Annotated in this window: 22 protein-coding genes and 1 other annotated feature; of the genes, 14 read left to right on the top strand and 8 right to left on the bottom strand. The window is 44.2% G+C overall.

The genetic code is table 11. From position 1 onward, the window contains the following. Nucleotides 1-86 precede the first annotated feature (86 nt). Genes ACE1TF_RS06435 through ACE1TF_RS06425 form a run of 3 tightly spaced genes read left to right on the top strand, consistent with a single transcriptional unit; the run spans nt 87 to nt 1,410 of the window. Nucleotides 87-728, top strand: a complete 642-nt coding sequence (locus tag ACE1TF_RS06435; protein ID WP_375015296.1) for a LysR family transcriptional regulator — start codon at nt 87-89, stop codon at nt 726-728. A gap of 9 nt (nt 729-737) precedes the next feature. Beyond that, nucleotides 738-1,094 carry a DUF4260 domain-containing protein gene (locus ACE1TF_RS06430; protein ID WP_307189701.1) on the top strand — a complete coding sequence of 119 codons (357 nt, stop codon included), beginning with the start codon at nt 738-740 and terminating at the stop codon, nt 1,092-1,094. A gap of 13 nt (nt 1,095-1,107) precedes the next feature. Continuing rightward, on the top strand, nt 1,108-1,410 hold the full coding sequence (locus ACE1TF_RS06425) for a YolC/YozM family protein (protein ID WP_152548895.1): 303 nt from the start codon (nt 1,108-1,110) through the stop codon (nt 1,408-1,410). A gap of 305 nt (nt 1,411-1,715) precedes the next feature. On the opposite strand, the gene ACE1TF_RS06420 is transcribed toward ACE1TF_RS06425, so the two are convergent. The 4 genes from ACE1TF_RS06420 to ACE1TF_RS06405 form a co-directional block, all read right to left on the bottom strand. Next, a complete protein-coding gene (locus ACE1TF_RS06420) occupies nt 1,716-2,096 on the bottom strand; it encodes a DUF4440 domain-containing protein (protein ID WP_375015293.1) in 381 nt (126 codons plus the stop codon). A gap of 86 nt (nt 2,097-2,182) precedes the next feature. Then, the gene (locus tag ACE1TF_RS06415) at nt 2,183-2,731 is read right to left on the bottom strand and encodes a hypothetical protein (RefSeq protein ID WP_375015291.1); all 549 of its coding nucleotides are present in this window, start codon (nt 2,729-2,731) and stop codon (nt 2,183-2,185) included. A gap of 62 nt (nt 2,732-2,793) precedes the next feature. Beyond that, entirely contained in the window at nt 2,794-3,525 is a 732-nt protein-coding gene (locus ACE1TF_RS06410) for a hypothetical protein (protein ID WP_375015289.1), read from the bottom strand. Beyond that, nucleotides 3,509-4,048, bottom strand: a complete 540-nt coding sequence (locus ACE1TF_RS06405) for an RNA polymerase sigma factor (RefSeq protein ID WP_375015287.1) — start codon at nt 4,046-4,048, stop codon at nt 3,509-3,511. The genes ACE1TF_RS06410 and ACE1TF_RS06405 overlap by 17 nt, the downstream gene beginning before the upstream one ends. 639 nt (nt 4,049-4,687) lie before the next feature. Here ACE1TF_RS06405 and ACE1TF_RS06400 point away from each other — a divergent pair. The 4 genes from ACE1TF_RS06400 to ACE1TF_RS06385 all read left to right on the top strand — a co-directional run bounded on the left by ACE1TF_RS06400 (nt 4,688) and on the right by ACE1TF_RS06385 (nt 10,017). Beyond that, complete coding sequence (locus ACE1TF_RS06400) at nt 4,688-5,455, top strand: hypothetical protein (protein WP_375015285.1); 768 nt, start codon at nt 4,688-4,690, stop codon at nt 5,453-5,455. 1,727 nt (nt 5,456-7,182) lie between these two features. After that, nucleotides 7,183-7,761, top strand: coding sequence for a TetR/AcrR family transcriptional regulator (locus ACE1TF_RS06395; RefSeq protein ID WP_375015283.1), 579 nt, complete (start codon nt 7,183-7,185; stop codon nt 7,759-7,761). Further along, complete coding sequence (locus ACE1TF_RS06390) at nt 7,761-8,822, top strand: serine hydrolase domain-containing protein (RefSeq protein WP_375015281.1); 1,062 nt, start codon at nt 7,761-7,763, stop codon at nt 8,820-8,822. Before ACE1TF_RS06395 ends, ACE1TF_RS06390 begins: the two co-directional genes overlap by 1 nt. A 49-nt stretch (nt 8,823-8,871) precedes the next feature. After that, a complete protein-coding gene (locus ACE1TF_RS06385; RefSeq protein WP_375015279.1) occupies nt 8,872-10,017 on the top strand; it encodes a serine hydrolase in 1,146 nt (381 codons plus the stop codon). A 1,042-nt stretch (nt 10,018-11,059) separates the two neighbouring features. Here ACE1TF_RS06385 and ACE1TF_RS06380 read toward each other — a convergent pair. Genes ACE1TF_RS06380 through ACE1TF_RS06370 form a run of 3 tightly spaced genes read right to left on the bottom strand, consistent with a single transcriptional unit; the run spans nt 11,060 to nt 13,983 of the window. After that, entirely contained in the window at nt 11,060-11,464 is a 405-nt protein-coding gene (locus tag ACE1TF_RS06380) for a hypothetical protein (RefSeq protein ID WP_375015277.1), read from the bottom strand. A 4-nt stretch (nt 11,465-11,468) separates the two neighbouring features. Then, nucleotides 11,469-12,755, bottom strand: coding sequence for a phosphotransferase (locus ACE1TF_RS06375; protein WP_375015275.1), 1,287 nt, complete (start codon nt 12,753-12,755; stop codon nt 11,469-11,471). A 16-nt stretch (nt 12,756-12,771) separates the two neighbouring features. Next, nucleotides 12,772-13,983, bottom strand: coding sequence for an MFS transporter (locus tag ACE1TF_RS06370; protein WP_375015673.1), 1,212 nt, complete (start codon nt 13,981-13,983; stop codon nt 12,772-12,774). A 17-nt stretch (nt 13,984-14,000) separates the two neighbouring features. Further along, nucleotides 14,001-14,267: a binding site (T-box leader), on the bottom strand. 217 nt (nt 14,268-14,484) lie between these two features. Here ACE1TF_RS06370 and ACE1TF_RS06365 point away from each other — a divergent pair. Next, entirely contained in the window at nt 14,485-14,823 is a 339-nt protein-coding gene (locus ACE1TF_RS06365; protein ID WP_375015273.1) for a GNAT family N-acetyltransferase, read from the top strand. Nucleotides 14,824-14,997: 174 nt separating this feature from the next. Here ACE1TF_RS06365 and ACE1TF_RS06360 read toward each other — a convergent pair whose 3' ends face one another. Next, the gene (locus ACE1TF_RS06360) at nt 14,998-15,165 is read right to left on the bottom strand and encodes a hypothetical protein (protein ID WP_375015271.1); all 168 of its coding nucleotides are present in this window, start codon (nt 15,163-15,165) and stop codon (nt 14,998-15,000) included. Nucleotides 15,166-15,214: 49 nt separating this feature from the next. On the opposite strand from ACE1TF_RS06360, the gene ACE1TF_RS06355 reads away from it, so the two are divergent. The 6 genes from ACE1TF_RS06355 (at nt 15,215) to ACE1TF_RS06330 (ending at nt 21,234) form a co-directional block, all read left to right on the top strand. After that, nucleotides 15,215-16,474 carry an MFS transporter gene (locus ACE1TF_RS06355; protein WP_375015269.1) on the top strand — a complete coding sequence of 420 codons (1,260 nt, stop codon included), beginning with the start codon at nt 15,215-15,217 and terminating at the stop codon, nt 16,472-16,474. 205 nt (nt 16,475-16,679) lie between these two features. Next, complete coding sequence (locus tag ACE1TF_RS06350) at nt 16,680-17,729, top strand: ABC transporter substrate-binding protein (protein ID WP_042397220.1); 1,050 nt, start codon at nt 16,680-16,682, stop codon at nt 17,727-17,729. Continuing rightward, complete coding sequence (locus ACE1TF_RS06345; RefSeq protein WP_375015267.1) at nt 17,704-18,738, top strand: FecCD family ABC transporter permease; 1,035 nt, start codon at nt 17,704-17,706, stop codon at nt 18,736-18,738. Before ACE1TF_RS06350 ends, ACE1TF_RS06345 begins: the two co-directional genes overlap by 26 nt. Then, on the top strand, nt 18,735-19,766 hold the full coding sequence (locus tag ACE1TF_RS06340) for a FecCD family ABC transporter permease (protein ID WP_042397224.1): 1,032 nt from the start codon (nt 18,735-18,737) through the stop codon (nt 19,764-19,766). The genes ACE1TF_RS06345 and ACE1TF_RS06340 overlap by 4 nt, the downstream gene beginning before the upstream one ends. Then, nucleotides 19,766-20,566: an ABC transporter ATP-binding protein gene (locus ACE1TF_RS06335; RefSeq protein ID WP_042397227.1), complete on the top strand. Its 801-nt coding sequence runs from the start codon at nt 19,766-19,768 to the stop codon at nt 20,564-20,566. The genes ACE1TF_RS06340 and ACE1TF_RS06335 overlap by 1 nt, the downstream gene beginning before the upstream one ends. Before the next feature lie 194 nt (nt 20,567-20,760). Next, on the top strand, nt 20,761-21,234 hold the full coding sequence (locus ACE1TF_RS06330; protein WP_042397228.1) for a GNAT family N-acetyltransferase: 474 nt from the start codon (nt 20,761-20,763) through the stop codon (nt 21,232-21,234). Nucleotides 21,235-21,333: the final 99 nt, after the last annotated feature.

Here is a 21,333-nt window from a genome sequence, read left to right as displayed (position 1 = left end):
GATTGTAGAGGTAGGTAGCTTTCATCACGCCGCTGTTTGAACGACTCGGCAACCGAGTGGTGCTGACGGATGCAGGTGAGCGTTTTTTGCCGTACGTAACACAGATGCTCCAGCTGTATGAGCAATCAATCGATGCAATACGTGACGGGGATGAGCCGGCGGGAAAGCTAACGATTGGCGTCTCGGAATCACTGATGATTTATTATTTGCCCCGACTCATCCCGGCTTTTTCGGAGAAGTACCCGCATGTCAGATTGGAAGTGAAATCTGTTGATTATGCCGATCTGATCACTCAGCTAAAGTATGGTGATTATGACGTTGCCCTTTTAGTAGAGATGGCTGACTGGGAGCCTAGTGAGGTCACGTTGAGCACCGTCCGGGTAGAAGAATTAAAGTTCGTTGGCGCCCTGAGCACTACCCCGCTTACCGAGCAGACGATGTTTGTTGCAGAACGCACACGTAGCTGGCAACAACGGGTCAGGTCATCAATGAGGAAAGTGATTGAACTCCCGAGCATCGAAGCAGTAAAACAATGTGTGCTGAGCGGATTAGGCGTTTCTCTATTGCCGTCGTTCGTTGTGCAAAATGAGCTGCAAGCGGGTAGTCTGCAGGAATTGCACGAGGCCCATCCCCGTGATCAAGTAGGCATCTTCACCGTGCATCACGAGAAAAAGTGGGTGTCGGCGAGCATGAACGCTTTTTTAAAAGAAGTACATATACTGAATTAATTTGGGAAGGTGAACGTCTTGAATCGACGAATGTTACATATCGAAGGGGGAGCTGTTTTTGTTGTGTCACTTTATTTGTACGCGACAACAGGATTTAGTTGGTGGTGGTTCTTCCTGCTCTTGCTCGCCCCAGATTTATCTGCGCTCGGGTATTTGAAAGACCGTCGAGTCGGGGCGGTCGTCTATAACGTATTTCATACGTATAGTTTTCCGCTCCTTCTTATGCTCGTTAGCACGATGACCGGGTGGAATGTCGTGTTTGCGGTAGCGGTCATATGGCTCGCACATATCGGCATGGACCGGGCACTAGGTTATGGATTGAAGTACCCGTCTGACTTTAAGCATACTCATCTGCAACGGGTGTGAAGTGGGGGAAGTTATGAAGAGGTATCTCGTCGTCATCACGGCTATGGTCGTATTTTTCGTCATAGAACTTAACATGTCGACCATTCATTATACGAGCGAACAGGAAGCCGAAGAAATTGAACGGATTCTTGACCGGGCGTGGGAAGATAATGCAATAACTGCCTATCAAATCGATGGGGAAGAGGAGCGGATTAACGTGTACGTGGATGCTAATGAGGACGCGGACCGGGTTAAGAAGGAAATTATCACAAACTTAAACGATAGGGATCTAGGTAACTACCGAGTAAGTGTCGCCGAGGAGGTGTCACTTCAATAGCACATTCATCAATAGATCAATCGAAAGCGTTGCTTTCGTTCGTTGAAAAAGGGAAATTCCAACATAGACACGTCTATGTTGGAATTTCCTTTAACGAGGAATCATTTTTTGTTTAAATTCCCACATAGAAAAGCTATATCCCCACATAGATGGCTCTATGATGGAATAAATTACGATTGCAACGCTCCTTTATGTTGAAAACCCCACGTAGATTGGATCTCCGGTGATTCCCGTCTACGAGCGGACCGCTTCACGTTGTAGAATATTATTTGTGCCCTACATGTGAATAAATGAGGAAACCTATACTACCTCACTCTCTGCTGAATTTCAGCGGCGAGCAACCATCGACCCTCTTCTTCAGTCCAATGTTCAATCGTAAACAGCTCAGCTAAAGAACGACCTTCATGAATAATGTGCATTCGATAAAACACAACCGCACGTGTTTCTGTTTTCATGGAGATGACGCGATCGTCAAATCGTTTTTCCATCCCTTTCAGATCAGCAGCAGAAGATCGCATGCCTGCAATCGCTTCTGCTTTCGTGAACGTTGCAGGTTCTAGAACATTTTCATCGTAAAATACGACGGTGTAATCGTCTGTCATGTTTTCTAGCTTCGTCGTGTCCCCCGAATGCATAGCTTCATGCCAATCCTGAATAAAAGCGTCGTGCGTGCGTTCGAAATTCATCGTCGTCCTCCTCGTAATATGTTTTTTACCAGCACTCTCAACAGACAAATGTGTGTACTTAAATGTTGAAACTTGAATGCAGCTACCTACCCGAAAAACCCAACATAAATATAGACGATTGCATAACTGGCGAGTAGCAGACTGAGGATCATTACCGTTTTAGTAGGTGCAAATTGCAAGGCCGCACTCGTGTCTCCTATAGGCATTCGCTTCACACGAGACCCAATTAAATCGCCTACAACGTAAACGAGATTGAAAAGAAAAGAGCCACCAACAATGAAGTTTGAGATACCGGGCTCATTGAAGAACAAGTAGACGATGAAAAAAGCGACGATAAGAAACGAAACACTCTGAAAAATAAAGCCGCCCATCACATAAATGAGTGAGTGCTTCCCGGCTGTGTCGTATTTAAAATAGGTATGTACATAGTTGCCGTGCTCATCACCAGGCTTTAACCACTGTCCGTGCTCATCTTTAAGTGCCACATGGGGCGGGTACTCTGTAAGTTTGATGCGAATATTCTCTTTTGGAATTTTTACGACATAACGGCCAACAAGATAGTGCCCAAGCTCGTGCACCCAAACGTGAACAAATAGCAACACGTATCCGCTAATCATCCACAATAAGAATTGCAAACAAACACCCCCTGAGGATAGTATATCGCAACAGCAGGAGGTGGGGGTGTTGTTAAGATATTTTATTGAATAAATTCTAAAGATGCTAGTGCTGAATAAAGTTCTTCCTCTGTTAGTCGTTCATTACTAATATTAAACAAATAATCTTCGCTAGGAATCCATACTTGGTCTCGCTGCCCATCCCTTATGTCGGTATATAAGATTTGGTCACCTATTATCTGTTTTTCAATATTTCTTGAATTTCCAATTTCCTCTTCTATATAAATTTGTTGATCTTGAATTGTAAATGATGCTGGCATTTCTTCTTGCATAACGGCAACGGCCCATTCCCCACTCCCTTTCTGTTCAACAGAACCGTATGTGGAATAGATCACACGATGCTCACTCTCGAAAATGGAAACGTCTAGCAATATTTGCTTATTTTCAGGGAGATCTTTTAGTACTGCGAATGGCATATCATTAATCTCTTCCAATTGATCCAAAGCAGTGTCGGAGAAACTGATCGAATCGTTCCGATCATCCGTAGTTACAGAACGTTCAACCTCATGAAATGTGTCCGAATATTCATATGAAACGATGTTGGTAAAATAGACAAACGTTCCGATGAATAGAAAGGCAAATATCGCGATGGAGCCTGCATATTTAAAAGAGCGATTCACAGTGAAATTTCTGCGTCTATTGTTTCTTATAGAGTGAATAATTCTATTTCTAACAGTAACGTTTCGTTTTTCATCCCAGTTCATATTCTTATTTATCTTAGAAAAAACATTAGAATCTCTAACTTTTCTTTTCATAGTACACCTCCTCGGCCTGAATATAGCTATCTTCTAGAGATTTCATCGCACGATGTAACGTCGTCTTTACTTTGCTTTCTGACCACTTTAAAATATCGGCTGTCTCTCTTATTGAAAACTCATGAACTTTCCGTAATAAGATTATTTTTCTATACCGATCTTTTAGATTATTTATTCGATCTACGAGTTCTCGTGATTCTTCCTTCGTTTGAATATATTTTTCAGGCTGAAGAGATGGGTCAGGAACACTTTTGATAAACTTTTCAATAAGGTGAATAGGCTTTTTCTTTCGTAAATAATCCATACTAGCGTTATGCGCAATCTTAAATAGCCAGGCCCTTGGATTTTCTATCTCGTTCAATCGATGCACATTTTTCCATGCGCGAATAAACGTCTCCTGCAATAGATCTTCACTTTGTAGTTCATCATTCACGAGCATATAAATATAGCGGATAAGTTCGTAAGAATGAATATCATAGAGCTCAACAATCAGCAACTCTTCGTCAGTTTCCGGAGTTATCAAACCATGCACCTCCTTGAATGAAAATCGTTATCCTTATGACGGATGAGAAATGAAAAAGTTACAATGAGTTGTTTGGGTTTATTAACTGGTCCATTGATTTCATAAACGGGCATTATAAACAAGTGGCAGTAGTTTTGATATATTTTTCTTAAAGGCCGAAGAATCCTAGGGTAGTATAATACATTGCGCCTGTAGATTGTCAGGCTACGCTACTCAAGAAGGCAATCGAAGCGTTTCTATCATTCAAATTCCTAGAGAAGAACAGTTATTGAAGTATGTTGTACCAGGTTTGGGCTCAGACACAGAGATGTATGTTAAGCCCAACCAATTATTATGTTATATGATATTTTTTCATAACGTCTCATTGTCAATTAATTAATGCGTTGGCAATAAAAGTTTAAAGGAGCGTCCAGCTGTTATTAAAATTTTATGTTTTAGAGTGATAGTATGACTTTTATCTGCTTGTTGTAGACATTCAGTTTCCTGCTAGCTTTTAGTAGGTTGTTGAAATCATTGGCTTATGAAACTTATCCGCAAAAATATTTTATAAATAGTTTATTTTCTGTTTATTTAGGGTATTGGTCTATATACCAATAATTATTGGTAAAAATATCTTATAACTTAGAGGAGTGTTTTATTTTGAAGCAAATTATCATGGCTGGAATCATTGCTTTTGGAACTGTTGGCTGGTTTGGAGAAGAAGAAAAGGTTAACCTAACAGAGCTTGAGCAACAACACTTCCAAATGTTTGGCTTTTCAGAACCAACCGTCACAAAGGAGACTTATGAGAAATTTATTGACCTAGATGAAAGTGCAATAGTTGGGATAGATACTACGTATATGGAAATGGAGTATGACCAACAAGGTAATATGTTAGAAGCCAGAGAAATTACAGAAACACAAGCTCACACTCGAAGCTCACAATCTCTTCAAGGAGGAGATGATTATTCTACAACAGACTGGATGGAAATGGCATTGATAGTTACACAATTAGACAGTGAAACATACGAAGCAGTCAACAGTTGGAGTTTTATGGGTGATTCACCTATTGCTCATTTCCGAGACGTGATGGCTATCACCCATGATACAGGCGTCGTATCTGATTCCAGTACAGCAACGTTTAATTATACAACAAGTGTAGCAACAGGATCACCTAGAGACCCAGAAATTCATAATTCTGGACACGCTTGGCCTTTTGACCTTGAACGTGGTACAAGCCAAAGTGGTAATATGTCTATAGAGTTACTGGACAATGGTAGTACACGCGCAGCAGTTTATGGGCATTATTTGCATTCAAATACACCAAACTGGTTTAATAATGTTGGTATTTCTGCAGGAGCAATTAGCGTTTCAGGATTTGGTGATTCAAGTTCAATGCCTACAACTGAAGTGATAATTGAATGGTGAATTTAGAGTGTATATAATAGTTAAATTAATATTAAGTGCTTTTGGTGGATTAGTATTGACACTAACGCTATTAGGATTACTAAACTTAATCACCTCCAATATGAATTTGGCAAGCGCACAGACTTTGTTAATAGGCATTTTAGCAGGTTGGTTAATTCTAATTAATGTAGAATTAATCAATATATCAAAATACATCAATGAAAATAGAGATTGAATTTGTAAGTTATTGAATGATAATAGAATTAATTTCAATTCTTATAAATCAACTTGGAAAGTGGGTTGTTATTTAAATAGTTGGGTGCTGTCCTATAAAGTCTTAAATTAGACTTTGGGTACAGCACTTTTTTATAGAAAGATAAACAAAATATCGACAAATCGTTAAAAATGAGCGGATTTCATAACTACCAGACTTAGCCCCCAAAGGTCTTCACAACACAAAAAAGAGTGCTCCCACAGTCGAATGAGCAAATTGCACACAAACTCTTAAGACTGAAGAAAGACACCCACAAAACCATACTACCGGCTATGGTTCATGTAGTCCTCGTTCGATTTCTTAGATTCAGACGATCAAAATTTTGGATCGCTGTTTGACTCACGAAGTAAAATTCCAACTAGATTGTAAGTTTCTCGTCTGGATGTGACCCATTGGAAGCCTCTTTTTTACATCAAATTTATTCAGTCTCTCCTGTATCTTTCTACTACGATCTACCTACACTCTAAACTCGTACAATCTAAGATTTATTAGGCTGTGCACCTAGTAAATCTCCTCACCCGAGAGCTAATATACTGTAATATAAAACAATTAATGTTTGAGTTGCCCTTGTAATTCCGGGATATAGACTTTTCGTTTCTGTGTTTAACACGTTCCTATTGGTGTGTGATGAAAGCAAACGTTTTGCCATTCTAACCATTAGTCTTTCATATCAATTAGCGTATATCCATATTGAAATTCATTTCTAATTTGAATTCCAGGTATTTCGATTCTGTAAAGTCTTTCATTGCTGCCTGTACATTTCTAAAGACTTTTCCAGGTAGGAAATCCATTTCGAAGTCAAACGTACTGATACAACCGGTGGTATTTTCTAACTTACGCATGTAACCTGATTGGCCATTGATGAGCACCAGTTGGGTATGCGGAAGTGTGGAGGACCAATTATTCTTGTTACAAAACACCTTGTCACTAATTTGCTTACGCAATTGATTAGACCAAAGAATAACTTGGTCTGAGTAAGGATATAGTGAGCCATCTCGCAAACGCTGATGATCTTGGGGCAAAATGTAAACAGGTTGGCCAAACTGTCCATAGGAAATCCTCTCACCACTTAGTACTTTCAGCGCGATCTGACTAATGGAGCACCGTTCTTAATCTGTTGGTACCAATGTTTTGCTTATTGAATGGTCTTTTTTGTTCGGCTATCAGTTTGATTGTCATAACCTTCTCCTGGAAAAAAGAGAACTCAGTATTCGCGTATAAAATACAATAGTTACCCTTATGACGGATGAGAAATAAAAAAGTTACAAAGCACCCCTCAGTTAATTATGCTTATATTCACATCAATGTTTACCCAATTTATAAAAATAAAGCAGACGGTTTCATAGAGCCCAACCCCCTTTGAATTTCTAAAACTAAAAGCGCAAAAAAACGAACACATCCGATACATATTATGTATAATGTATGATATACATCATGTGTTATTTATCGTGTGAAATTCGAAAGAGAGGTCTCTATGCCACCGAAAAATAAGTTTTCTAAGGATCAAATTGTTGAAGCGGCTTTTGCAATTGCTGAAACAGAAGGAATTGATGGGATAACGATTCGCAAAGTGGCGGATCAGTTAGGTAGTTCCATTGCCCCGATTTATGTGAATTTCACTGATGTAGACGCGTTAAAACAAGCGGTGATCGGGCAGGTTGTGAACGTGAGTCACCGCTTGTTGGCAGAAGAAACAAGTCGCTCGCCGTTTGCGAATATTGGGGTTGCGAGTCTCAGATTTGCTAAAGAGTATCCAGTCCTTTTTAAAGACTTTGTCATGAATCAAAATGATTATTTGCAAGACTATGATGAGGGGATGGGGGATGTTCTGATTGATCAGATGAGAGACGATCCTGAGCTACAAGAGTTTACTAACGAAGAGCTTCAAGATATTTTGTTCAAAATGAGAACGTTTCAGACAGGGTTCTCAGTCATGGTTGCAAATGAGTTATTTCTGAAAGAATTCGATATGGATAAAATGATCGAGATGATGGACAGTACCGCTGAAGACGTGGTGCGCGCTGCCCGACTTCGAAAAGGGAGGGACGCATGATGGGCCGAGTTTTGGATGGATCTTTTCTTCAGATTACCGTGGAGCAAATGGCAAATAAGAAAAATAACTGGGGAGCCATTTTGTGTGTAGAACAAGGCGATGGCGACTTTTCGTGGACGGGAGCAGCTGGGAATCTGAAAGCGCAAGATCAATATTTTATCGCAAGTGTCACGAAGTTATATGTGACAGCAGTTGTTCTCATGTTAAGGGCAGAAGGTAGGTTGCAACTGAGTGATCCGATCGATACGTACTTATCAGATGATTTGATGACCGACCTTCATGTTGTAGATGGTGTTGATTATTCAAAGGATATAACCATTCAACATCTTATCTCGAATACGTCAGGCATTCCAGATTACTTTGCATACAAACGTGCGGACGGCACGGCTGTTGCCGACGATTTGTTCGCGGGCAAAGATCAACGCTGGCCGTTGGAGCAAGTGGTGAGGTTAACGAAACAAATGAAACCGAAATTCAAACCCGGCGAAAAAGGGAAAGTGAACTATTCAGATACGAACTATCAACTGTTAGGCAGAATCATAGAGAATCAGACAGACATGAACATTGCCGAAGTGTTCAAGCGTTATATTTTTGACCGGTTAGGGTTTACGAAAACTTACGTATACACCGATATATATGATGAGAAACCAGTCGCCCTCCATTACAAAGCCAGTACGGTTCGCCTGCCGCTTTACTTTTCTTCGGTTGGTGCCGAAGGAGGCATCGTGTCAGATGCAGAAGAAACGATGCAGTTTTTGCGCGCATTCGCAAACGGGTATTTCTTCCCGAAAGAGCAGCTAGAATCGTTAAAAGAATGGCGTTTGATCTTTTTTCCAGGTTCTTTTAATTATGGTATTGGTTTGGAGAAGTTATGGGTGCCGCGCATTTACTCGCCATTCAAACGGATTCACGAAATGATCGGTTTCTGGGGACAAACGGGCGCGTTTGCCTTTTATAATCCAGAGAGGGATTTGTTCTTTACGGGTACTGTGAACCAAAGCAGCGGGTGGGGGCATAGTGCGGCGGTCAAGGCGATGATTCGGATTATTCAAGCCACTTGATGAATTCTGCTACAATAAAGGAAAAGACTTGCTTCAGGGGGATATAAATTTGATCTATTGGGTCTTAGCCGCTGTCATTCTCGTCATTCTGCTCGCGGTTATAGGGTTATGGCGGTTACTCAGTTGGCAGCAAAAGCCAGATGCAAACTACGTCGAAACGTTCATTCGTAAACATCCAGCTCGTTCTTCACTGCTCGTGACGAGAAACGGGGAAACGCTCGTTGAGGAGCAGGCTGATGAGCCGAGACACTTGGCGAGTACAGTGAAAATCATCGTCGCCATCGAATATGCAGAGCAGGCGGCAAACGGAGATGTTGATCCGTCGGAGCGCATCCCCATCGCAGACTTAGCCCGGTTTCATATTCCTCAGACAGATGGCGGTGCTCATCCGAGTTGGCTTACAGATGTGGAAGCAAACGACCGTTTGCAAGAAGGGGCTGTCTCATTGGAGGACGTTGCCAAAGGGATGATTTCTCACAGCTCCAACGCCAATACCGAATACTTACTCATGCGGTTAGGAATTGAACGCGTGAATCGCCATCGCGAACGACTCGGATTGTCCAACCATGACCGGATCGTTCCATTCGTCTCTAGTATGATCATTCCGTACGAAGTGGCAAAGGCCAACGATCTGAAGATTTTTGATAAGGAAGACGCCAAGAGAATTCCAGCACTTATGGATGCCATGTCGAGCGAGGCCTATGAACAACAAGCGTTAACCATCCATGAAAAGTTAAAAAATGATCAGGATGGTTCGTACAAAGACAACGTGAAGTTGCACGCATGGCATAATCAGAAACTGGACCAGATCGTGTCCAAGCGCGATACACGTTCAACGGTGCGGGAATACGCGAGTATCATGCAGAAAATAAATTCAGATGGTTATTTTGCAAAAGAGGTTCAAGACCACTTGCAGCCGGTCTTGGAAGAGTGGCTTTTGAACAACTCGAAGAAACGGTCGACATTCACTCGTCTTGGTGGAAAAGGTGGTTCCACCTCTTACATCGTCACCTTCGCTCTGTACGCAGAAGACAAACAAGGAAATCGCACCGAAATTGCGGCGTTCTTTAACGACGTGCTCGGATATGAAACGATCAAGCTCGAAAACAGCATCCTCGCTTTTCAGCTAGATGTCGTCGGTAACGATGCCAGGCGGGCAGAGCTTGTTCGGCAGTTTGGTGGGGATTCACTATGATGGGATTTTCTCAAATTTGCTAGTTTTTTAGGCTTAAATCTTACCGTAGAACCATCTATGGTCAGATTCTCATCCCGCGGATGTTATCGAACAATATAAATTGAACGAAAGAATTACATCAAGAACCAATAATAAGCTTGGTAAAGTGGAAACTGTGCTCGAGTTGCGACCGAACTGTTCTCAAGTTTGGGAAAATCGCAGAAAAAGCGGTCTAATCTCATAAACTAGGGAACAGAATGAACAAACTTGGTAACAGATTGCCGGATCACCTATGCATCCTCGCCCCAAAGTACCAACAAGACGTCGGCGCGAGCCGCGCCGAACCGAGTTCGATTTGGCTTCGGCCCCGGCGGGGCCGACGTGTCGTTGGCACTTCAGCCTGGAATCTGCGCGCAAGTTGGAACAAACTTCGCGCGAGTTTGGCGAGATCGGCGCTAAAATCGTTCAAAAGCGCAAACTTGCGCGCAGATGGGGGAAACTCGCGCGCAGAACGGTCGTTCGTCTTGCCCGCATGTGCCGACATCCCCTGCGGCAACGGGTTCAGAGAACCATCCTTTGCATTTCCAAGCCAAAAACTTAGCATCCTGTCGGCGCGAGCCGCGCCGAACCGAGTTCGAATTGGCTTCGGCCCCGCTGGGGCCGACGTGTCGTTGGCATTTAGCCTGAAATCTGCGCTCCAGTTGGAACAAACTGAGCAAAATAGCACCGCGCTCCCCCTCCAACCCAACACCCAACAGTGCGAATCAAGAAAGTGTTTCGTTCATTCCATATCGCTTCGCGAGTCGCTGTGAATTTCTAGTGAAAATCTCGATCTTGCAGTCGAATGAATCTCTTTAATATAACTCGAAAAAAATCATTGTATTCCAATAATTTCCAAGCGAGTCCGCCGCAAGACTCAAACGATGATTCACTTCATACGCATTCTTAAACATTCCATCGTCTTGTTAAATCAGATGTCCCTAAAAAATTCTTCGATTTTCAGCACTCCCATACCCATAGATATAGGGGTGAACTTACGTAATGCCAAACGCAGATGAACCTTTTAAGGCTCTTGCACAACGCCGTCACTTAAATTCGATTCAACAATCATCGTTTCACGATCAGAATCTGTGAATTCGACATGCACAGAGAGGTCGTCACCAACTCGGGACGAAGAATGATATTCAGGTTGGAGGCTGTACGCCTCATCTAGGTAATGTGTGCGCAAATAGTGATCGACTTGATCGGTATGCGCATAAATATCAACATGGTCTTGGATCGTATTTTGCAAAAACAAATAGGAAACGAGTAGAAAGCTGAGTGTAGAAAGGATCCACGTCCATGTGTACACTCGCTTCTTATTCCGAGCCTGCTCACTAAACACTTTGCCGAATACAACACTTAAACCTACATACAGAAGAAAGCAAATGACTAGAGCGACAACGACGAGTGGCGAGATGCCGTACATGGAATCATCCTTTCAAACGTTGATCGATCTCGTATACATTGCTAGACCATTCAGTTAAATAGTGATCAATAATGTCTTCGTCTTCGGCAGTTTGACCGAGTTCGGGCATGATGAACTGCACATGAACGACGAGATAGAAAATGGGCTGCAATAACTTCATGATGGCAAAATCGTCTTGTAGCACTTCAAACCCCTCAACGTGTGTCCAATGTTGTAAATACTCGTGCAACACGTCTTCGCTGTCACTTTTTAAGAACTCGGCCTCCACTTCTTCAAGAAAGTGAACGAGGCTCAAAAAAGGGTGAGTCAGACAACTGTTCGACCAGTCGTAAAGGAAAGGCTCGTCGTTTTCAATGATCACATTTCCACCAAAAAAATCACCATGGTCAATGGACTGTAGCTGTTTCGTTTTCAGTAACGAAAGTAAAGACACAACAGCGGGTACGTTTGCAAGGAGCTTTATGACTTCCTTAGGCGCAATCCAGTTCTGCACTGCTTGCACAGTAGTAATGAGCATTGGTGCAGAAATCACTTCATCAAGACTGCGGTCAGGAATGGACGGCCGGTGACGTCCCTCGTCTTCACTGAAAGCCCTTTGCAACTGTGCCAACCTGCGAGCAGCTTCTTCCCAAAACTCAACGGCCTGCGAGTTGCCGAGCAGTTCACCTCGCATTTCACGCATCACATACGCATGTTTCGACGAATCAACCGCAAGTACCTCTGGCCCGTACCGGTCCATATATTTTTGTACAAGCGGCTCATGTTTGAATACCGGAGGAACAACTTTCATATAGGCATTCTGTTGAGAGCTAGTAACCTTTAATAAAACCCCTTTTTTCCAACTTCTTATTTGCTGAAAGAAAGCATCGGGATCATTGAGCACAGTTTTCGCCCAAGACTCAATTTCACTTCGAAAGCCATACTCAGACCAAGGAAAAGTTTTCTTTTTTAACTCAGCTTTCCATTTTTTAAGCACTTCTGCCTCGCTTTTTTCTAATTGCAAAAGCGCATTTTTGCTAAAGGGACTCGTCCAAGACGTTTCTGCATGATGGTGAAGTGGTTCGCGGTCAAGCACTTCCACCTCGTAAACAATCCGACTGTCCTCCGTTTTTATACGTTGTAACACATTCGTGTTCAAGCCGTACTCGTCGTAAAAGAATGTATGAATTGGTGTCGTTTCTGCCGCATGAAATTCTTTTCGAGTAAAAGAAGGTAACGTCAATGACTCACCAGAAATGTCAAACAGCATCGTTTTCGATGGTTGATGATATACGAGAAATTGATAAAGCATAAAAAAACCCTTGGAACTATATTTGTCGCCCCCTCCCGATAACCGAGAACAGCACGATCAGACCGAATAGTAAAAACAGAGCGCTCGTAAGCAGACCGGCAGCCCGAATCGAGTACATTTCAGCGGTGATCCCGACGATGAGCGTGAGGAAAATAATCATTACCGCTTCAAAAATTCCGAATAAGCTGTCAAACCTGCCCATCAATGATGCAGGAACGTGGTTCTGATAGAAAGTTAAAAATCCGGTGTTCGCAAATGTTAAAAAGAAGCCGATGAAAAGCCCGCCGATAACGGCGATTATGAAACTAGAAGCACTGAATAGCAGCATATAGCTAATCCCTACAAGCGGCGTGCCTACACCAATGAGTATGCGTAAGGACAAGTATTTAGTGAATGCCGCGTTCAATGTGGATCCGAAAACGATACCGATGCCAAACATGACGAGAAACAAGCCATACGACGTGTCTGTCATCATCAGAACGTCTTTGGCAAACGCCGCTTCAAGGGAGTCGATGGCCGTCATGAAGATCGTGACCGTACAGAATAAAACGTACACGTACGAGATATACATGTGTGAGCGGCTAAACGTTGCGACGGCCTTCGCATCGTCTAGGATCACTTTCCAGGTGACATTTTTTACTCGGTCCTCATCATCCATTGTATCAACGTTGGGCAAGAATAGAAGAAAAATGGCAGACAATCCGAGTGCAACCGCATTGATGAATAGGGTCATTTCTGTAGTCGTGACGAGAAACAGTACACCTGCAATTGCAGGTCCGATTAAGATCCCTGCTGAATCAATGAAACCTCGTAGTGCATTAAACCGTTGCCGTTGTTCTTTTGGAATTAGTTTCGTCATGTACACCATTGCGGCTGGTTGAAAAACGGCACTCCCCATATTGACGATGAAAACGAGCAAATAAATGATTGGGATTGAGGAAACGAGTGGAATCAAAGCGATAATCATCGCTCGAAACAGATCCAGTCCAATCATAAGTCGACGCGTATTCGTGCGATCAATAAAACTGCCTGCCCATCCATTTGTACAAATGGCGGCAACAGGAGCCAATGTGTAAAGGATCGCCATCGCTAATGCAGAGCCGGTCTCAGCAAAGATCATTAAGTTTAAAGAAATTAAGTACACCCAAGCGCCAATATTGGAAATGCCAATTCCTGCTAAAAGTAGCAAAGGAGATTTCCATTTGTGAAAATCAATCAAAAAACTCACCCCCAAAACCGATAGGTTTTGAGGGCGAGCGGTCATCGCGGTGCCACCTCAATTCACTCCTCTATTGCTAAAGGAGTCTTATCAAGTACGGCAGGGCGAAGAATCGTCCGCGATACTCTATCTCGATAACGGGAGAAGTCGTTGCATCATCATTACGAAAAATTTCATAAATCCTCTGCACAGCTCCAAGATTTGCTTCGACCCACAAACTCATCCCTCATTCTCAGCAACTTGAGGTCTCTGTAGACAGCGTGTGGATGTACTCTTCTTTTCATCGCCTTTATAAATTACTCCATATCATATCGTTCAATCGCGGGTATGTAAACAAAAAATTGCGTGCTATGCTAAAAGTGAAAAGATTGCGTATGCCATAAGTGCAAGCACACATAGAAAAATTATTATACGTATCACCTTGTTCATTAATTTCCTCCTGTAATTTTTAAGCGATTACTGAAATGATAACATCTTTTTCGATTTACAAAAATAAATTGAGGTGATGGAATGGTACATGTCCAATTGGCGGGTGATGAGCATGTGGAAGGGATTATCCGCGTATGTCGCGCCGGGTATCGAGATGTGTCTGAAGGAATCTTATCGGAAGAGACGATCAAAAAGAACTGCGAAGCGTATTACAACCGCGTGCGTATTACGACTGAAGTGAACGCACCGACGTCCCGCTGGGGCGGTTACTTTGTGGCATTGGACGGTGAGGCGGTCGTAGGAGCTGCCGGTGGCGGGATGATCGATGACAAAACGAGCCGATTGTATGTCATCTATTTAGATCCAAGTCGTCGAAATGAAGGCATTGGCTCGAAATTACTTGACGCCGTAACGCTGTAACAACAACAGTTCGGAGCCAAAGATCAAGTCGTGACCGTACAGCGAGATAACCAAAAAGGCATCCCGTTTTACGAAGCACGCCAGTTTCACTATGAAGAAGATTTTCGCGGAAAGAACCTCCACGACGAACCGAATAACATCGTTTGGCAGTACAGACGAAAACTATCGTAACCATTAGGAGCTCGATGCAGGGGTAGCTCGATGCATCGTCGTCGCAACAATCAAGTAAATGATGGCGAGACCGATGAAGCTACCGTACCCTAAAACCCCTGTTCCGAGGCCGAATAAAACCATTGCAAAACCGAAAAATATGACCGATGATATGTAGTAGAGTGTCTTCAACTAGAGCACCTCTTCAAAGATATTCGAATCTACGAAAACGAGGGAAATCATGAAACAAAATGACCCCGTCATCCAATCATACATTCAATCAAAGGAAAAACAAAGACAACTTTACAAGAGAACACTTTTTATCGTTAGTTTCTCTCAAGTATTCGGTGGTGCTGGACTTGCGGCGGGAATCACAGTCGGTGCCTTGCTTGCTCAGGAAATGCTTCAGACAGAAGCATTAGCCGGACTTCCGGCAGCGCTCTTCACCTTAGGTTCGGCTTTGGCGGCCTTTCTTGTCGGTAGACTCTCGCAACGATTTGGCCGTCGGACCGGGCTATTTCTCGGTTTCTTTGCAGGGGCTGTTGGTGCGTTTGGCGTCGTACTTGCTGCCGTTTTAGGCAGTGTCTTTTTGCTGTTTTTGTCCCTGTTCGTCTATGGGGCGGGCACGTCAACGAACTTGCAAGCGAGGTATGCCGGAACCGATTTAGCGAGCGAGAAACAACGCGGGAAAGCAGTTAGTATCGCGATGGTCTCGACGACGTTTGGCGCCGTGGCAGGTCCGAACCTCGTCGATGTGCTCGGGGATTTTGCCCTATCCATCGGTGTTCCTGCGCTAGCTGGACCGTTCATCCTTGCAGGCGTTGCGTTCTTACTCGCCGGTCTCGTGCTGTTCATCTTGCTTCGCCCAGACCCGTTTTTGATCGCTCAAGCGTTAGCCGCTGAAACCTCTGTTGCCGAAACAGAAAGTGAGCAGAGAGCCCCGAAAACGTTACACCGTGGCATTATTACCGGTGCACTCATCATGATTCTCACCCAACTCGTCATGGTTGCCATTATGACGATGACCCCTGTTCATATGGAACATCACGGTCACCATATGGGGGCGATCGGGCTCGTTATTGGGATTCACGTTGGAGCGATGTACTTACCTTCGTTGTTCACAGGGTATCTCGTTGACCGTTACGGGAGAATTTCAATGGCGGTTGCTGCCGGAGTAACCTTGCTCGGTGCGGGTTTGATTGGCGGATTTGGCTCCGGAGATGATCTGACCGTATTAATTGTGAGCCTTGCCTTACTTGGCATCGGCTGGAACTTAGGGTTAATTAGTGGTACGTCACTTATTGTGGACAACACAACCACTGCCAATCGTGCAAAAACGCAAGGTTCGGTTGACGTGTTCATTGCGCTCGCCGGTGCGACTGGAGGCGCAATGAGTGGGATGGTCGTTGCAGGGGCTAGTTACACAGCCTTATCCCTGTTTGGTGGCGTATTATCACTCGTGCTCATTCCGATTGTGTATTGGTATCGAAAAAAAAGTTAAACAAAACGTCCTCGGAAAATATTCCGAGGACGTTTTGTTTTATGTCATCTATTTACCCATGCGGGTTCTCGTTTTTTATATCCATAGAACATCATGAAAGGAAGGTTACTTTAGAAACGATTCTCAAAAAAAGATTGACAATAGTGAAAAAAGACCCTACGATTATCGAGAATGATAATCGTTTTCAATTAACTGGGAGGTAATCATGAAAAAATCAATTTTGCACGTACATACATTGCTAGCGGCTATGCTCGTTGTGTCTGCTTGTTCAGGGGAATCAGAGAATGCAACAGAAGCGGAACTTGACAGCGGGGGCGAAGACAACGGTTCCGAAGAACAAAGCGAAGAGATCGTCATCGAGCATGCATTCGGAGAGACGACCATTCCGTCAACACCTGAGCGCGTCGCCACGGTGCAGTGGGGGAACCAAGATGTTGCATTAGCGTTAGATGTAGTTCCTGTTGGGTTTTCTGCAGCGAACTTCGGTGTAGAGGACGAAAGTGGGCTACTTCCGTGGACAGCTCAGAAGCTTGAGGAGTTAGGCGAAGATGACCCATATATTTACCAAGATACTGATGGACTTGATTTCGAAGCGATTTCTGACAGCAATCCAGATGTAATTCTTGCCGCATACTCAGGGATTACAGAGGAGGATTATCAGTTGCTAAGCGAGATCGCCCCTGTCGTTCCGTATCCAACTTCTCCGTGGACCACTTCCTGGCGTGAACAAGTGACGATGAACGCACAAGGAATGGGAATGGAAGCAGAAGGTGAACAACTCATTGAAGATACGGAGGCGCTTATTGAGGAGCGAGTGAACGATCATCCTGAAATTGAAGGAAAATCCATCGTGTGGGTGAACTTCTCCGCAGATGATTTTTCTGGAATGCATTTGTATACGCCAGCAGACACACGCGTCGCTTTTCTTGAAGAACTTGGCTTAGAATACCCAGATGAAGTTGTCGAATTGATTGAGGATACCGATGATTTCTCATTGAGTTTGAGTGCTGAAAATGCCGACGTGCTAAACAGTGCCGACTTGATTATCGGTTATGGAGATGAAGAGCTGTTTGAATCCGTAAAATCCGATTCTAGACTCGGGCAAATTCCTGCCATTGAACGAGACTCAGTCGTTATGATTGGTGGAAACTCGGCAATTGCTGCTTCAGGAACGCCGACACCACTCTCGATTGAATATACAATTGATGACTATGTGGAACTCATCTCTGATGCTGTCGACAACTTGGAAGAATAAGGAAGGGAAGCAGCGTAGAAACAAAGTGCCCGTCGTGCTCATCTGTACGCTTGGGCTCTTGGTCGTATCTACGCTGCTATCTCTTGCCTTTGGCTCACGCGCGGTAACTTGGGAAGAATTGATGAGTGGCTTGTCTCTGTCTGAAGCAGATTCCTATGCAGCAAGCGTTGTCCGAGAAAGAATACCGAGAACGGTCTTTAGCTTATGTTGCGGGGCGGCGCTCGGCATATCGGGCGCACTTATGCAAGCCGTAACGAGGAATCCACTAGCCGATCCTAGCATCCTTGGTGTGAATACAGGAGCGGCATTGTTTGTCGTTTTTGGCATGGCGTTTCTCGGCATTAACTCTCAATCTCAATACATATGGTTAGCCCTCGTTGGCGCGATGCTAACCGCATTGTTCGTATATGGCATAGGCTCACTTGGTAGGGCAGGAGCAACACCTCTCAAGCTCGTGCTTGCTGGGGCGGCGACGAGTGCGGCGCTGTCATCCATCGTAAGCGCAATTATATTGCCAAGAACGAATGTGATGGACCAGTTTCGTTTTTGGCAAGTGGGCAGTGTCGGGTCAGGTAGTTGGCAATCGATCATGATTTTCTTGCCGTTTTTGATTGTCGGCATTGTAATTGCAATCATGTCGGCGTCTTCTTTGAATGCACTCGCTTTAGGAGATGAGGTCGCCAAGGGACAAGGTGTGCGAATTGGCGTCCTTCGTCTGATTGCCGCATTTGCCGGTGTGATCCTTTGCGGGGCAGCGACAGCGCTCGCTGGACCGATTGGGTTCATCGGCTTATTGTCCACGCATCTCGTGCGTCTCTTGCTTGGTCCTGATTTACGCTTAATCATTCCTTTTTCTGCAATGACAGGTGCAATCATTTTGACGGTTTCTGATGTGAGTGGTCGTCTGCTCGGCAGTCCAGGGGAACTAGAGGTAGGGGTTGTCACCGCGTTTGTCGGTGCACCGATTCTCATCATGCTTGCGGTTCGGATGAAGGTGCGTTCATTATGATGAATTCGACAATTGGCCGTATACGAAATGAGAGAAGAAGAAGATTTACTCGAAGAGCAGTCGTGACAAGTGCGCTGTTTCTTCTCGTACTCATGTTATGCACGGCGATGCTCATGCTCGGTAACACTATCTACCCGGTTCAAGATGTCGTAAGGGTGTTGCTCGGGGAAGAAATTGCAGGGATGATGTTTGCGATTGAAACGATTCGCTTGCCGAGAATGCTTGCCGGATTACTTGCAGGAATCGCCTTTGGTATTGCAGGCAACACATTTCAGACGATGCTTCGCAACCCCCTTGCGAATCCTGATATTTTGGGAATTACTGCCGGGTCTACCGTCGCCGCTCTTGTGTGCATCCTCCTATTGCAAACGAGCCGAGCAACCGTATCGGTTTCAGCAATTATCGCTGGTTTAGTGACGGTTGTCGTAATCTATTTCTTATCGAGAGGAAACGGGTTTTCCATCGGAAGACTTGTGCTCGTAGGCATCGGTATCCAGGCAATATTAAGTGCTACCATCTTGTATTTGCTCATGATCGGTGCGCAGGAAGACTTGCCAAACGCAATGCGTTGGATGAGTGGCAGCTTAAATGGTGTGCAGATGCATCAGCTCGTGCCGCTAGCGATTTCGATGATCGTCTGTATTCCGTTGCTCGTGTTTACCGGCCGTCACCTGTTAATGCTAGAACTCGGTGAAAGCGCAGCTCTCTCCCTCGGTGTACAAACCGATCGTACGAGAATTGTATTAATCGTGGCCTCTGTCATTATGCTCGCACTCGCTACAGCTGTGACCGGTCCAATCGCTTTTGTCGCTTTCTTGTCAGGACCGATTGCAAAAAGACTAACCGGTGAAGGTTCGCCGAGCATCATCGGTTCGGGTCTCGTCGGGGCAACCCTCGTTCTCGGTGCGGATCTTTTAGGGCAATTTGCCTTTGATGTACGTTACCCTGTTGGCGTCATTACCGGGATGATGGGTGCACCGTTTCTGCTTTATCTATTGATTCGCATGAATCGGAGGGGAAATCTGTAATGAAGACGAAAGATCGGCTTCACGTTGAAGGGCTTGAAGCGGCTTACGAAAATAAAACCATCCTTAAAGACATCCAACTGAAAGTGCCTGACGGGCGGATTAATGTCATTATTGGCGCGAATGCTTGTGGGAAGTCAACCTTGCTAAAAGCGATGAGTAGGTTACTAAAGCCAGTCGGAGGGGTGACGACGCTGGATGGCAAAGCGATTCATACGATTCCTCCAAAGAAGCTCGCTAGAACGCTTGGCCTGCTTCCGCAATCACCCATCGTACCTGAAGGAATTACAGTTGCGGATCTGGTAGGACGTGGACGCTTTCCCCACCAATCATTCATGAGGAGTCGAACGAAAGCAGATGATCACGCTGTCGCAGAGGCGATGGAAATGATGAACATCGCTGATTTGGCTGAACGAAACATTGACGAATTGTCTGGCGGGCAGCGGCAACGGGTATGGATTGCGATGGCACTTACGCAAGAAACCGACATTTTGTTTCTGGATGAGCCAACGACGTTTCTTGATATTACGTATCAAGTGGAAATTCTCGATATGCTCACCGACTTAAACCGTAAACAAGGAACGACAATTCTTATGGTTCTTCATGACATCAATTTGTCCGCGCGTTACGCAGATTACATGTTCGCCTTGAAACAAGGCGAACTCGTCACCGAAGGGACGCCGCAAGACGTCATTACGAGTGAACAAATCAAGAACATTTTTGATTTAGACTGTGAAGTGATTCAAGATCCGGTGTCAAAGTCACCGTTAATAATACCGAAAGGTAGGCATCACATCCGATGAACGGCGCGATGAATTTCGGTCGCGCCCTTCTTGTTTCTCAGACCAAGTTCGATTAAGATGAAATGTAAGCGCATAACATACGCTAAAAACGGGTAAAGAGTCACAAGACAAAAGCCCTTCCTATTTATATGAATGTGCGATATAATATATTAAACACATTATAATACTCGGAATTGAAAGCGGGTGATGATCAGATGGAGTTAATTTCAAGAGCGACGATTGAAGACGCATGTGAGATCTTGAATTTACAGAAGCTTGCGTACGTATCCGAAGCGGAGATCTATAATGACTACACAATCATGCCCTTGCAAGAAGATTTAGAATCAGCCAAAGCTTCATTTCAAAAAAACATCGTTCTCAAATACGTTGAAGACCGCATGATTATCGGCTCAGTCCGGGGTTATGAAGAGAATGGCATTTGCTATATTAATAAGCTAATGGTTCACCCCGCCTGCCGAAACCGAGGCATCGGACAAATTCTCATGACAGAGATTGAGAGTCACTTCACCGACGTGACGTTCCGTCTGTTTACAGGTGCTCAGTCAGAGAAGAACATCGCTGTGTACGAGAAACTCGGGTACACCATTTACAAAACAGGCAAATTAGATGTTGAAGATACACAATTTGTGTTTATGGAAAAAAGAGCGGAGCACCGCCACGCTCAGTAAAGGTCATGCCAAACGGCATGGCTTTTTTGTGGACTGGAATTCATTTACAAAAAGTAGTTTTTTATGTAAAATTAATCTGAAAGTTAGTATTATTTAGTA

The sequence above is a fragment of the Geomicrobium sp. JSM 1781026 genome (assembly GCF_041949955.1).
GTDB lineage: Bacteria > Bacillota > Bacilli > Bacillales > Marinococcaceae > Geomicrobium_A.
This window is presented reverse-complemented; position numbering and strand designations above follow the sequence as displayed.